Below are 12,461 nucleotides of genomic sequence, written 5' to 3'. Positions count from 1 at the left end.
TACATTTAATTTTGTTGCTAAAAGTGCAATATCAGTGCCAAATTTCGGTGAAAATCCAATTTTTCACTGAGATGGTTAAAGCTGCACAAGTCCAGTGCGAGTTTTTTTATTTGACGGGTTCTGGTGCATGATGGCGATACCAATGCGTAGCAATATCACCGCGGCGGCAAATCCAGACCTGTGGATGCAATTGAATGTAGTCTAAAAAGCGTTGCAGGGCTTTAAAGCGTCCCGGGCGCCCCAAAAGACGGCAGTGAATACCAATCGAGAGCATTTTAGGTGCAGTTTCTCCTTCGGCATAGAGTACATCAAAAGCATCTTTCAGGTATTGATAAAACTGCTCGCCACTATTAAAGCCGGCTGCAGCGGCAAACTTCATGTCATTGCTGTCGAGGGTGTAGGGAATAATTAAATGCGGCCGTGACTGGCCCTGGGCATTGGTCAGCGTCTGCCAGAACGGTAAATCATCGCCATAATAATCACAGTCATACTGAATTTGTGGAAATTCGGCCAGTAACTGGCGGGTATTGGGACTGTCGCGGCCGGTATACCAGCCAATGGGTGCATGACCAAACAGGGTTTCCAAGACACTGATCGCCTGATCCATATGCTGGCGTTCAGTGGCCATGTCCATGCTCTGATAATGTAGCCAGCGTTGCCCATGCGACACCACATCATAGTCGGCCTGCTGAATGGCCTCGACCACATATGGATTCCGCGCCAGCGCCATACCGACCCCAAAAATGGTCATCGGTAACTGACGTCGCTGAAATTCCTGATGAATACGCCAGAAACCGGCCCGCGAGCCATATTCGTACATCGAATCCATCGACATATGTCTGGCCGGAAAGCTGGCCGCACCGACAATTTCAGATAAAAACTGCTCAGAACCGGCATCACCATGTTCAATATGATTTTCGCCGCCTTCCTCATAATTCAGCACAAATTGCACTGCAATACGTGCCTGATTCGGCCACTGCGGATGCGGCGGTTGGCCATGATAGCCAATTAAATCACGTGAATAAGGGGCAGAGCGGATTGAGTCAATCAGTGCCTGACCACGCAAGTAAGCAGTTGTCACAACAGGTTATCCTTTTGCTAATTTTTATCAAATATTGCTTGCATATTTTTGAGTTAGGCCCGATATTCAAAGTATAAGGACACGGTTCTGCAGACTCAAAAGTGTTCATCGTTCAATGTGGAGGGTAGCGTCCAAATTAGGTTGAAGATGTTCAATATGCTGGAAAACAGCAAGCGACAAACGTGCCAAGATAAAATAGTTTTGCACAAAAAAGATTCAGAAAACGAAAGAAAGAGAGGATGAGATTATGAATATTGAAATCCGTACAGATAAGAACATCCAAGGTAGCGAACGATTAATTAGTTACGTACGTGCAGAGCTAAGTGATGAATTTAAACGCCATAGTGAGCGTATTACCCATTTTTCCGTACATTTAAGTGATGAAAACGGGGACAAAGGCGGAGATGATGACATCAAATGTATGATTGAAGCACGCCCGGCCGGCTTGAAGCCTGTGGTGGTCAATCATCGTGGTCATAATGTCGATACCGCAATTCATGGCGCCATTGACCGTTTAAAACGTAGTCTGGAGCATGTCTTTGAGAAAAAAGAACATCCGCGTGGTGGACAGCCGGGTCGAGTTGACCTAGATACCGATGTCGACGAATAAGACAGGTATTGGCTGAAAAGCAGAAAAGCCCCAGTATCGGGGCTTTTTTTATAGCAAATTCATGCGACAAGATTACATTTCGCTTAAACAATTTTCACTGAATTGGGCATAATAGAACGAAATTGATTTGATTGAAGAGAGCTCTCTGCATGTTAACGGCACAACAACAACGCTTGGTGCAAGCCATAGAAGAACTAGATCAGGCCCAAGTGCAACAGCTTCTGGCCGCGGGGCTTGATCCGAATTTTATTGATCCTGAAAAAGGCCCGGTAATTTCAGTCTGGTCTGATGGCCTGTTTCAGTGGTGGGAAGCCATTTGCGAGGCCTATGAGGCGGGCCAGCCGCACAATGAAGCACAAAAACAGCAGGATTTGGCCGTCCATATGGAAATTCTGGACGCGTTAATTCAGGCCAAGGTCAATTTGCATTTGTGGGATGCGGAAGAAGTCTATGGCCCGTTATGGGACGCCGCCAGTGCCGCCTGTGCACCTGCGGTAAAGCGCCTGCTTGAAGAAAACGTCGATCCAAACCGTAAAGATGAAGATGGCCTGACCATTTTGTCATCCATCAGTGATTTATTCTTTGATTGCGACTTTGATGAAATTAACTGGGCTGAAGCCTTGCCTGAAGAACAGCAAACCTTAGAACTGCTCCGTGCCCATGGCGCGAAAATGACCAAAGAATTGGCTTAAAATTGAGATAAACACTATGTCAGCATTGAAATTATTGGGTGTGATGGTGGCGACTGCAGTCAGCAGTCAGGTCTTTGCCGCCGAGTTTGCATTTGACCGTCGGGGTGTGGGCATGAGCACCGGAATTACGCCGGTCGGCCAGTTGGCCTGGGAGCAGGCGCTGGCCAATGCGCACTATCAGAAAACCAAAGATGACAATGGTCTGACGCAGGAAATCACTCAGGTGCACGCCGATACCTTGTTGCGTACAGGTCTGGCAGACAATCTAGAATTACAGCTGGGCTGGCAGGGTCCGGGCTGGAGCCGGGTAAAAAGTGCTGGCCAGTCGGTTGAAGAAGATGGTCTGGGGGATGTCAGCATTGGTCTGAAACATGCCATTGATTTAGATGATGAAAAACTGTCGATGGCGGTGCTGGCCGAAGCGCAGATTGCCACCGGGAATGATGGTTTTAGTGCCGAAGAGGATATTTACAGCCTTAGCTCGGCAGTGGCCTATGCCTATAATGATTTACTCACCACCTCAATTAGCATGCGTTATGAGTGGCAGGACAGCAATTGGGCCTTGCAGGCAGTGCCAGGGATTCAATATCAGCTCAGCGATAAATGGGCCGGCTTCTCCGAGTTTATTTACCGCAAAGCAGAAAGCCAGAAGGTAGAATATGCCTTGGGTTCAGGTCTGATTTATGCCTTAAATGCACGTACCCAGCTGGATGCCAGTGTCGGTGTTGATTTAAATGGCGCTGATAAAAGTTATCATGCCGGTTTAGGTGTGGCCTTCCTGTTCTAAGTGCGCTCTGGTTATGGCGCTGTAGAAAGCGGGGGAGTAGAGTCTCTCGCTGACTGCTAGAGAGCTGCAACTTATTCTGCTTACGGTCTGTTCACAGGCCGTTTTTATATCTGGTTTAGCAGCAGAATTGCTACAGATCTCGACACAGGCGCTGGCAGATCACGCTATCATGATGGTGATGATCACAGCGGATAAGCGCGAGGCCTGTCCGCCCATTAAACTTTAGCTTTTAAGTCGCTTTGTATAGGCTTTGGCGCCATCTCCCTTGATCTCATCAGGTGGCACTGCCCAGCGATCGTGAATATTAAAAACAACAACAGGAGGATGAGTCATGATGGAACTGTACATTGCCAACAAGAATTACTCCAGCTGGTCCATGCGGCCGTGGCTGGTCCTTACTGCTTTTGAACTGCCGTTTCGTGAAGTGCTGTTACCTTTTCCTAAAGAACGCGGCACGGGCCATTTTAAACAGGATGTACTGGCAATTAACCCGAATGGCAAGGTACCGGTCTTGGTACATGACGGGCTAATGGTCTGGGATTCACTGGCGATTTGTGAATATTTGGCCGAACAGTTTCCGGAGCGCCAGCTATGGCCGGCTGGTCGGGCACAGCGGGCTCGGGCACGCGCTTTGGCTGCTGAAATGCATAGCGGTTTTCAGGCACTGCGTAACCATTGCGGCATGAATATTCGCGCTGATCTGGCAGAAGTCGGACAGACGTTATGGGCTGAGCAACCTGATTTACGTGACGATGTAGCCCGTGTCTGTCAGATCTGGTCTGAGCGTCCGGACCCAGGCGGTTTTCTCTGTGGTGATTTCTCGATTGCTGATGCCTTTTATGCACCGGTGGTCTGGCGTTTGAAAAGCTATGCGCTGCCCGTGAATGAAGACAGCCAGTATTATATGCAGACCATGCTGCAACATCCGGCAATGCAGGCCTGGGAACAGGCCGCGAAACAGGAACAAGACTGGGTCAATTATCTGGAGCCTTATCAGTCTGAACCATCCTCTAGCTAAGTCTTAAGAGGCTGCTGGTTCCAGCGGCTGATACAGCACCACCTGATTACGGCCATAGGCTTTGGCCTGATACAGGGCCTGATCGGCCTGACTGAGCAGCTTTTCATAAGGGGTATTGTGGTGCGATAAGGCAATCCCGAAGCTGGCGGTAAAATGGATGGGCTGGTTATGTTCATCATACAGTTCAATCTGGGTGATGGCCTGCCGGCAGCGCTCGGCCACCTGTTTGGCCTGGTGCGCAGTGGCCTGTTTCAGGACCAGAATAAATTCTTCGCCACCAAAACGGCCCAGCACATCCTGCTCGCGGATATGGCCGGCCAGCACATGACAGACTTGGACCAAGGCTTCATCGCCTTTATGATGGCCATGCTCATCATTAATCTGCTTAAAATGATCCAGATCGACCAGAATCACTGCATAACTGGGTGCCTGTTTGTGGTTCAGTTGTTCCAGACACTGGTTGATACTGCGCCGGTTAAAGGTATTGGTGAGCGGATCGACCTGACTTAAATGTGCAATCAGCGCCTCCCGATAGCGCCACTGACTCAGCAGAATTTCAAACAGCACCAGGCAGGTCAGCAGAATCGGCACAATAAAAAACAGCATCGACAGCACCCAGAAGCCATTTTTATAAGGAAAGTCGGTTAATAAAAATAAAGGTGCATAGGTTAACTGGCCGAAAAAGCTTAAATAACCGCAGCTGACCAGATACAGTGTGGCCGGAATTAAGGCCGAATAGACAATTCTGCGTTCAAACAGCACCAGACCGACCGTGGGTAGACTGATATAGGTCACCATAGTGGCCGGACTCAGCACCCCGACCAGATAGCCATCGCGGCACAGACTGACCACAAAGGTGGCCACCGCAATATAGGGCATATAGCGCCGGGTCCAGTCCTGTTTGCGAAAGTAGTGGCAGATGCCAATCATGCCAATAAACACGAACAGTCCGAATAAATTAATGACCAGCTGCTGTTTTAACAAGGCCAGATTGACCCAGCGCCACAGTTCCGGGGTGAGTAATACCACACTTTTCCAGATGGCCCAGATCACGTGCATCAGGCTGCCCAGAAACAGCATCAGAATACATTTGTTTAACGTGCTCCAGTTCATCACCACTTCTTTTTCGAGTAAATAACGGGTGACTTTGTATTTAAATGTGGGCACAGCACTGTGCGCAATGCGACTTTTCATGCGTGAATCACGACCCCAAAAATGAGCGTCTAAAGTCTCATTTTTATACAATTATTTTAATAAAACCTAACATATCATGATTTTAGAGAATTGGTAATGGCTATTTTTTGTACTTTTCGGGAAAATATCGTTGCATGGGTGCAACAGTGTGTGTTGTTTAAATCACTTATTTCTATTTTAAACTGCAGTAAAATGGCGCTATTGAAAAAATCACAGTTTAGGATTCTCTCCCATGAAAATTTTGCATATCGACTCGAGTATTTTAGGTGACGCTTCTGTATCACGTCAGTTGTCTAAAGCTATTGTGAACCAGCTACAGGCGAAAAATACAGCGGCCCAAGTTGACTATCTGGATCTGGCTGAACAGACCATTCCGCATTTAACCGCTGAAATTTTAATGGGACAAAATGCCGAGCAAAGCGCTTTAGGCGAACAGATTCTGCAACAATATCTAGATGCTGATGTCGTGGTGGTGGGCGCAGCCATGTATAACTTCGGTCTGCCATCGACTTTAAAAGCCTGGATTGACCGGATTAGCGTGGCAGGTCGTACCTTTAAATACACCGAAAATGGCCCGGTCGGTCTGGCAGGTGACAAGAAAGTGTATATCGCCAGCAGCCGCGGTGGTGTCTATGGCGAACAAAGCCCGGTTGATTTCCAGGAAGCATTCCTGAAAACCGTGTTTAACTTTACCGGTGTCAGTGATATTGAAGTAGTACGTGCTGAAGGGGTTAGCATGAGCGATATTAAAGATCAGGCGATTACTACGGCATTAGACCAGATTGCCAAAATCTAAGCTTTACGGCGCTGCATTAATCACAAAAAAGGTCAGTTTCTACTGACCTTTTTTTATGGCATTTTAATCTCGGTCCTGCTGATGGGCAAATTCGGCTAAATCGGCCAGCGCCATTTTGGCTTCATCAAACCACGGTGAGAACATAATAAAGTTATGCCACATACCGGTATACAGTTTAAAACTGACCTTCACGCCCGCCTGTTCGGCCTTGTCACGAAAACGCTGCGCATCATCCAGCAGCAGTTCTTTAGAACCCACCTGCACCAAGGTTGGTGGTAAATCGGTTAAATCATCAAATAGCGGCGAAACACGCGGATCACCACGATCGATCGACGGTGGCACATAGTATTGAATCCCGGTTTCCAGAGTTTCAATCGACAATAAGGCATCGTGTTTGCGGTTATAACGAATTGATTCACTGGTCAGGGTTAAATCCAAAAATGGTGAAAGCAGCATGAGGCCGCTGACTTGCGGTAACTGTTCATCACGGATTTTTAAGGCTAAGGCCAGCGCCAGATTGGCGCCGCAGGAATCTCCTGCCAGCAAAATATCTTTGGCCTGTACGCCCTGATCCAGCAGGGTCTGATAGACATCAAAAATTGCTTCTAAGGCTTCCGGGAATGGATTTTCAGGCGCCAGCGGATAATCGATATGAATCACCTGCATCTGGGTGCGGGCGGCCAGTTCAGTCAGAAATGGGCGATGGGTATTTAAAGACCCTAAATAAAAGGCGCCACCGTGAATATAGAAAATCAGCTGGGTGGCTTCATCTTGTGGCTTGATTTCTTCGGCTTTCAGGCCAGCCAGACGTAAAGCGCGGACTTCGACAGTTTTATTGGTCGGAAACAGCCGGCACATCTGTTCGAGGGCGAAACGCAGCGGATTATGCGGTAAATTATATTGGCTTGGCAGGCGGATGGTGGTTTTTAAAAAGCCTTCTGTGAAAATTTGTTTCAATAACGGGTTGATCTTCATTGTTCTTCCATCTTGTTCTTGATTTTGGCCTGTGCTTGCGTATTTACCAACACAATTTACAAGGTTACACTAAATGGTCACATTCAAAAATTGCAAATTTGTAGTGACTTTTTAATACTAAGGCTGTCTAACACTAGACTAGGGAATCAAAAAAAATGAAAAAAATTGCACTGGCATTAGGATTAATGGGTTTAACAGCTTTGGCGAATGCTGCTGATCCGCTAAATGGTACTGTCTGGAAAACAATTGATGACAAAACCAAGCAAGCAAAAGCAACCGTCAAATTTACCGAGCAGAAAAATGGCACGTTAACTGCAACAATTCAGTCCATTTTAACGCCGGGTGAAGAAAATGCCTGTACAAAATGTGAAGGACCTTACAAAAACAAATCCTTGAAAGGTTTAACCATTGTACGTGGTTTAAAGAATTCGGGTGGTACCAACTATGACAGCGGTTCAATTCTGGATCCGCAATCAGGTAAAACCTACAAGTTAAAAGGTCAACTGGCTGATGGCGGGCAGAAATTACAATTGCGTGGCTATATTGGCGTAGCAGCGCTGGGTCGTAACCAGACCTGGGTTCGTGTGAAATAAGCCAGCCAATAGAAACGGATTAAACCAGAAAGCCTGATGCAGATGCATCAGGCTTTTTGATTTTTAACGGATAAGTAAAAGGTAGATAAAAAGAATTTATCCGTTTAAGGCGCGATAGGCGGTTTCATCAAAACCAACAATAAAGCCGTCTGCGGTGGCCAGCACAGGACGTTTGATCAGGCTGTTGTGAGTGCGTAAGGCTTCAATTAAATCTGCTTCGCTGGACAGGGCTTGTGCCTGTTCCGCTTCCGACAGTTTGCGCCAGGTGGTGCCTTTTTTATTCAGAATTTTGTCCTGACCTTCAGCATCCAGCCAGTGTTTTAGCGTTTCTGCATCAATCCCCTGTTTTTTATAATCATGAAATTCATAAGCCAGGCCCAGTTCATTGAGCAGATCAAAGGCTTTTTTCATGGAGTTGCAGTTTTTAATACCATAAATTTTAAGCATAAAGCGGATTCCAGCAAGAAACACAATGCTCAAGAGATTAACCAAAAAATTGGTTTTGCACTATAGCGGGTATAAATATTGAGTTCATGGTTCTGAAATTAAACCGTCATTAAAATGCAACGCTACCGCGCCATAATAGTGGCAGAAAAACAAGACAGCACTTGATAAGAATTATTCGTGCTAAGAAAAAAACGAAAAGCAAATAGCCAATATAAAAAATAAAAGCCCAGATGTAGAAAACCCGCATTTAATCATCCTGATTATGCGGGTCTCACTACAACGTCCGATGTCACATCCTTGAAACAAAGACCATCATGGCTTTGTTTATTTGCATCCTACGGCTTCCTGTCCCTTTGCTGTCATCCTGACACTGTCCCTTTGCCGTGCTGCAATAATGCGCCGATTTAAAAAGCAGATAAAGGTCTCAATGACGACAAAATATGTCGGAAATAAACCTCTATTGAGTGAACAATTGTTCACTCAATAGGAAGGTTTTTAGTTGAGTTTATAATCAATAATCACCGGGGCGTGGTCGCTATACCATTCCTCTTTGTAGACCCAGGCATTGACGGTACGTGCTTTCCAGTCCGGTGAGCAGGCATGATAGTCAATCCGCCAGCCAACGTTCTTGGCACGCGCTTGGCCACGGTTCGACCACCAGGAATACAGTTCGGCTTCTTTGCGCACTTCACGGAAGGTGTCGACATAGCCCAGATCATCATAGATATGATCGAGCCAGGCACGTTCATGCGGTAAACAGCCGGAAGATTTCTGGTTGCCTGACCAGTTTTTAATATCAATACGTTTATGCACGATATTGTAGTCGCCGCAGACAATGATCGATTTATTTTCATCGCGCCATTGTTTCAGGATTTTTGTATATTCTTCGAGGAAGTGGTCTTTACGGGCTTGTGCTTCTTCACCCGATGAACCCGATGGCAGATACAGTGAGCAGATATGCACCGGATAACCCAGCCCTAAATCAAATTCTGCCGTGACAAAACGGCCTTGGGAGTCGGCCAGTTCAAAGCCTAAACCATCCTGAATAGACACAAATGGCAGGCGGCTGTAAATGGCGGTGCCGGCATAGCCCGGACGTTCAGCTGCGAACAGATGGGTATACCAGCCTTCCGGTTTGAATTTATCAGTCCACTGCGCATGGGTCAGACGGCTTTCCTGAATGCAGATGACATCAGCCTCTGATTTTTCCATCCACTCCAGCAGGCCTTTACTGACCGAAGAACGCAGGCCATTGACGTTAATTGAAACCACACGAAGAATTTTTTGATCACTCGGATAGCTACTCTTTGGTATCATGCGCAGGTCTTACCTCAATTTATGAATTTTGGAGCACCTCATGTCAACGCAAGCGACATTTAACCCTCAAGCTTTTATCGAACTCGCATTATCACGTGGTGTGCTTAAATTTGGTGAGTTTACTTTAAAATCGGGTCGCGTGAGTCCTTATTTTTTTAATGCCGGTTTATTAAATGATGGCGAAGCCTTGTCATTACTGGCGTCAGGCTATGCAGCCAAGTTAACAGAATGTGAAAATGTTGATGTGATTTTTGGCCCAGCCTATAAAGGCATTCCATTTGTGGCGGCAACGGCGGTGGCTTTATCGCAAAATCATAGCGTGAGTGTGCCTTGGGGCTTTAACCGTAAAGAAGCCAAAGATCATGGTGAAGGTGGTGTATTGGTCGGTGCGTCGGTTGAAGGTAAAAAAGTCTGGATTATTGATGATGTGATTACCGCAGGTACAGCAATTCGTGAAGTGGTGACCATTTTAAAAAATGCGGGTGCCACAATTGCCGGTGTACTGGTCGCGCTAGATCGTCAGGAAAAAGGGCAGGGTGATTTGTCTGCGATTCAAGAAGTTCAAAAAGAGCTAGAAATTCCGGTACATGCCTTAATTACGATGAAAGATTTAATGAATTATCTAGATGCCAAAGGTGAAAAAGAGGCTTTGGCGAAGATGGAAGCCTATCGTGTGAAGTATGGGATCTAATAATTAATACAACGTATTGATTTTTAATAAAGCTCTATCCATGATAGGGCTTTATTTTTATAAAAAACAAAAATGAATCTAGATTGGAATTTAATGATCGCAAGTTTTTCAGCTATTGCTGCAAGTGCAGCATCGATAGCGACTTTTTTGGGTTGGAAAGAAAATAGGGAACTTAGAAAAGTTCAAACCGAACCATTGATAGACATTAAGTTAGAACCTGCTGAGTACAGAATCCATTTTTTACGTTTAAAAATTACAAATGTAGGAAAAGGAGGAGCTCATAACGTAAAAATAAAATTATTTCCTGAACCTTCACTCGATGCTTCTTTTTTAGTTACTGCTCAAAAAGCTATTAAAGTTTTTATGCAAAGAGATTTTATGATTAAGGGAGTCAATTATTTAGCGCCGAATGATTCTAAATATACGGACTATCTAAGTTTTACTGGTTTAAATCCTAAAGAGTTAGATAGTGAATACTTCTTTAATCTTATTTTTAATGCTGAGATCAGATATGAGGATTTAAAGGGAAAGAAATATAAGAATACATATAAAATTGATACTTCAGAACTAAAAATTTATAAATTAGGAGAGAGTTTTGAAGAAGCTCTTCCCAAAGCATTAGCAGGAATTCAAAAGTCTTTAGAAAGTATGAGTAAAAATATTAATAGGCAAACTGCATTTTTAGATAAAAAATCAAAAGCAGAAGAAACTCATTGGAATGAATAGGAGCTAAAACAAAAGTTGAATTATATGAGCTATGTAAAACGTCGCAATAAAGAGTTAGATATCGATCAGGATGCATATCTTTTTAAAAAAATAGAACGTAGATTGTCTATTCATGAAATAAGAAGGAAAAATAAATAACAAAATCATCCTTCCTCACACTTCTTACACTCTAGCATCACCCCTAATTTTTCTTTGCGTCCTTGCTCCGTCATCACCCAGGGCCGGTTCTGCCATGGCGGATTATGCCGCACGTGCTGGCCATGACCACAGGCCAGCTCTGCGACCCAATGATTTTCTTCATCTAAATGATATCCCACAATTGGCTGTTGCATGGGCAGCTTCCTGAAATCAGCAAATACAGTGCTGCAAAGCTTTACTCAAATTCAGAAAAACAGGCAGCGAATCTCCGTTATACTCCACATCATAGCAATTTTAAAAGAGCAGTCATTATGCGCGTACTTGTGGTGATGGACCCGATTGAAACGGTGAACCTGAAAAAAGATTCCACCATGGCCATGCTGTGGGCCGCGGCACGTCGGGGTCATGAACTCGGTTATGCACTACAACAAGATTTATATATTGATCAGGGCAAGGCTTTCGGTCTAATCAGCCCGTTAAAAGTCTTTGAAGATTACAACCATTATTATGAGCTGGGCGAAAAACAAAAAGAATCCATCGCAGCCTATGATGTGGTGCTGATGCGTAAAGACCCGCCATTTGATATGAACTTTGTCTATAGCACCTATATTCTGGAACAGGCAGAGCGCGAAGGAGCGTGGATTATTAACAAGCCGCAAAGCCTGCGTGACTGTAATGAAAAACTGTTTGCGACCCAGTTCCCGGAGCTGCAGGTGCCGACTTTGGTGACCTCTCAGCAAAGCCTGATTCGTGAATTTATTCAGCAACAGGGCGATGTGATTGTGAAACCGCTCGATGGGATGGGCGGCATGGGCATTTTCCGTCTGTATCAGAATGGTGTGAATATTGGCTCTACCATTGAAATTCTGACCAATAACGGCACCCAGCCAATTATGGCGCAGCGTTATATTCCGGAAATTGTAGAAGGGGATAAACGCATTTTAATGGTCAATGGCGAGCCAATTCCGTATTGTCTGGCACGTATTCCGCAAAACGGCGAAGTGCGTGGCAACCTGGCCGCTGGTGGTCTGGGTGAAGCACGTCCATTGACCGACAATGACAAGGCAATTGCTGCCAAAGTCGGGCCATTTTTACGTGAAAAAGGTCTGGTATTTGTCGGTCTGGATGTGATTGGTAACTATGTCACTGAAATTAACGTGACCAGTCCAACCTGTATCCGTGAAATTGATGCCCAGTTCGGCACCTCAATTGCCGATACCCTGTTTGATGTACTGGAAGCCGGTCGTTAAGCAGTTCTTGAAAAGAGTCACTTTGGGTGGCTCTTTTTGTATTTTTAAGCGAGATTTGGGGTTGAAAAACTGCGTTGAGCAAGAAAATCATAGCGATTTTGTAAACCAAAACCAGTCGACATAATTTGATGAAAAATGCAGTAAAT

15 protein-coding genes are annotated in these 12,461 nt (G+C 45.3%); 9 read left to right on the top strand and 6 right to left on the bottom strand.

Annotated elements, in window-relative coordinates; genetic code table 11:
* Positions 1-106: 106 nt before the first annotated feature.
* Positions 107-1,081 (bottom strand): allantoinase PuuE, encoded by a 975-nt coding sequence (puuE, locus tag FTT64_RS09660; protein ID WP_168384482.1) that lies wholly within the window; start codon positions 1,079-1,081, stop codon positions 107-109.
* A gap of 247 nt (positions 1,082-1,328) precedes the next feature.
* Between puuE and FTT64_RS09655 the strand changes: the two genes are divergently transcribed.
* From FTT64_RS09655 to FTT64_RS09640, 4 genes are all read left to right on the top strand, one after another.
* Positions 1,329-1,691 (top strand): HPF/RaiA family ribosome-associated protein, encoded by a 363-nt coding sequence (locus FTT64_RS09655; RefSeq protein WP_005180845.1) that lies wholly within the window; start codon positions 1,329-1,331, stop codon positions 1,689-1,691.
* 149 nt (positions 1,692-1,840) lie between these two features.
* Positions 1,841-2,383 carry a hypothetical protein gene (locus tag FTT64_RS09650; protein WP_005180844.1) on the top strand — a complete coding sequence of 181 codons (543 nt, stop codon included), beginning with the start codon at positions 1,841-1,843 and terminating at the stop codon, positions 2,381-2,383.
* A 16-nt stretch (positions 2,384-2,399) separates the two neighbouring features.
* Positions 2,400-3,170, top strand: a complete 771-nt coding sequence (locus FTT64_RS09645) for a transporter (protein WP_180182316.1) — start codon at positions 2,400-2,402, stop codon at positions 3,168-3,170.
* 331 nt (positions 3,171-3,501) lie between these two features.
* Positions 3,502-4,188 (top strand): glutathione S-transferase family protein, encoded by a 687-nt coding sequence (locus FTT64_RS09640; RefSeq protein ID WP_005180842.1) that lies wholly within the window; start codon positions 3,502-3,504, stop codon positions 4,186-4,188.
* 3 nt (positions 4,189-4,191) lie between these two features.
* Here the strand turns inward: FTT64_RS09640 and FTT64_RS09635 are convergent, their stop codons facing one another.
* Positions 4,192-5,382, bottom strand: a complete 1,191-nt coding sequence (locus FTT64_RS09635) for a GGDEF domain-containing protein (protein ID WP_016658730.1) — start codon at positions 5,380-5,382, stop codon at positions 4,192-4,194.
* Between the two features lie 232 nt (positions 5,383-5,614).
* Between FTT64_RS09635 and FTT64_RS09630 the strand changes: the two genes are divergently transcribed.
* Positions 5,615-6,178, top strand: a complete 564-nt coding sequence (locus FTT64_RS09630) for an FMN-dependent NADH-azoreductase (protein WP_005180838.1) — start codon at positions 5,615-5,617, stop codon at positions 6,176-6,178.
* Between the two features lie 63 nt (positions 6,179-6,241).
* Here FTT64_RS09630 and FTT64_RS09625 read toward each other — a convergent pair whose 3' ends face one another.
* Positions 6,242-7,153 (bottom strand): alpha/beta hydrolase, encoded by a 912-nt coding sequence (locus tag FTT64_RS09625; RefSeq protein WP_180182315.1) that lies wholly within the window; start codon positions 7,151-7,153, stop codon positions 6,242-6,244.
* 155 nt (positions 7,154-7,308) lie between these two features.
* Between FTT64_RS09625 and FTT64_RS09620 the strand changes: the two genes are divergently transcribed.
* The gene (locus FTT64_RS09620) at positions 7,309-7,746 is read left to right on the top strand and encodes a DUF2147 domain-containing protein (RefSeq protein ID WP_005180835.1); all 438 of its coding nucleotides are present in this window, start codon (positions 7,309-7,311) and stop codon (positions 7,744-7,746) included.
* A gap of 96 nt (positions 7,747-7,842) precedes the next feature.
* Here the strand turns inward: FTT64_RS09620 and FTT64_RS09615 are convergent, their stop codons facing one another.
* Together FTT64_RS09615 and FTT64_RS09610 are read right to left on the bottom strand one after the other, a co-directional pair.
* Positions 7,843-8,193: a Spx/MgsR family RNA polymerase-binding regulatory protein gene (locus tag FTT64_RS09615; RefSeq protein ID WP_016658732.1), complete on the bottom strand. Its 351-nt coding sequence runs from the start codon at positions 8,191-8,193 to the stop codon at positions 7,843-7,845.
* Positions 8,194-8,688: 495 nt separating this feature from the next.
* Entirely contained in the window at positions 8,689-9,510 is an 822-nt protein-coding gene (locus tag FTT64_RS09610) for an exodeoxyribonuclease III (RefSeq protein WP_016658733.1), read from the bottom strand.
* Positions 9,511-9,550: 40 nt separating this feature from the next.
* Between FTT64_RS09610 and pyrE the strand changes: the two genes are divergently transcribed.
* Both pyrE and FTT64_RS09600 read left to right on the top strand, forming a co-directional pair.
* Complete coding sequence (pyrE, locus tag FTT64_RS09605; RefSeq protein ID WP_005180830.1) at positions 9,551-10,201, top strand: orotate phosphoribosyltransferase; 651 nt, start codon at positions 9,551-9,553, stop codon at positions 10,199-10,201.
* A gap of 93 nt (positions 10,202-10,294) precedes the next feature.
* Entirely contained in the window at positions 10,295-10,927 is a 633-nt protein-coding gene (locus tag FTT64_RS09600) for a hypothetical protein (protein ID WP_180083971.1), read from the top strand.
* 143 nt (positions 10,928-11,070) lie between these two features.
* On the opposite strand, the gene FTT64_RS09595 is transcribed toward FTT64_RS09600, so the two are convergent.
* A complete protein-coding gene (locus tag FTT64_RS09595; RefSeq protein WP_016658735.1) occupies positions 11,071-11,259 on the bottom strand; it encodes a DUF3565 domain-containing protein in 189 nt (62 codons plus the stop codon).
* A gap of 117 nt (positions 11,260-11,376) precedes the next feature.
* Between FTT64_RS09595 and gshB the strand changes: the two genes are divergently transcribed.
* Positions 11,377-12,315: a glutathione synthase gene (gene gshB, locus FTT64_RS09590; protein ID WP_180182314.1), complete on the top strand. Its 939-nt coding sequence runs from the start codon at positions 11,377-11,379 to the stop codon at positions 12,313-12,315.
* The last annotated feature ends 146 nt before the right edge of the window (positions 12,316-12,461 follow it).

It is taken from the genome of Acinetobacter sp. Q186-3 (assembly GCF_013420655.1).
Classification (GTDB): Bacteria; Pseudomonadota; Gammaproteobacteria; order Pseudomonadales; family Moraxellaceae; genus Acinetobacter; species Acinetobacter indicus.
The sequence above is the reverse complement of the archived record's forward strand: the minus strand, read 5'-3'. Positions and strand labels throughout refer to the sequence as shown.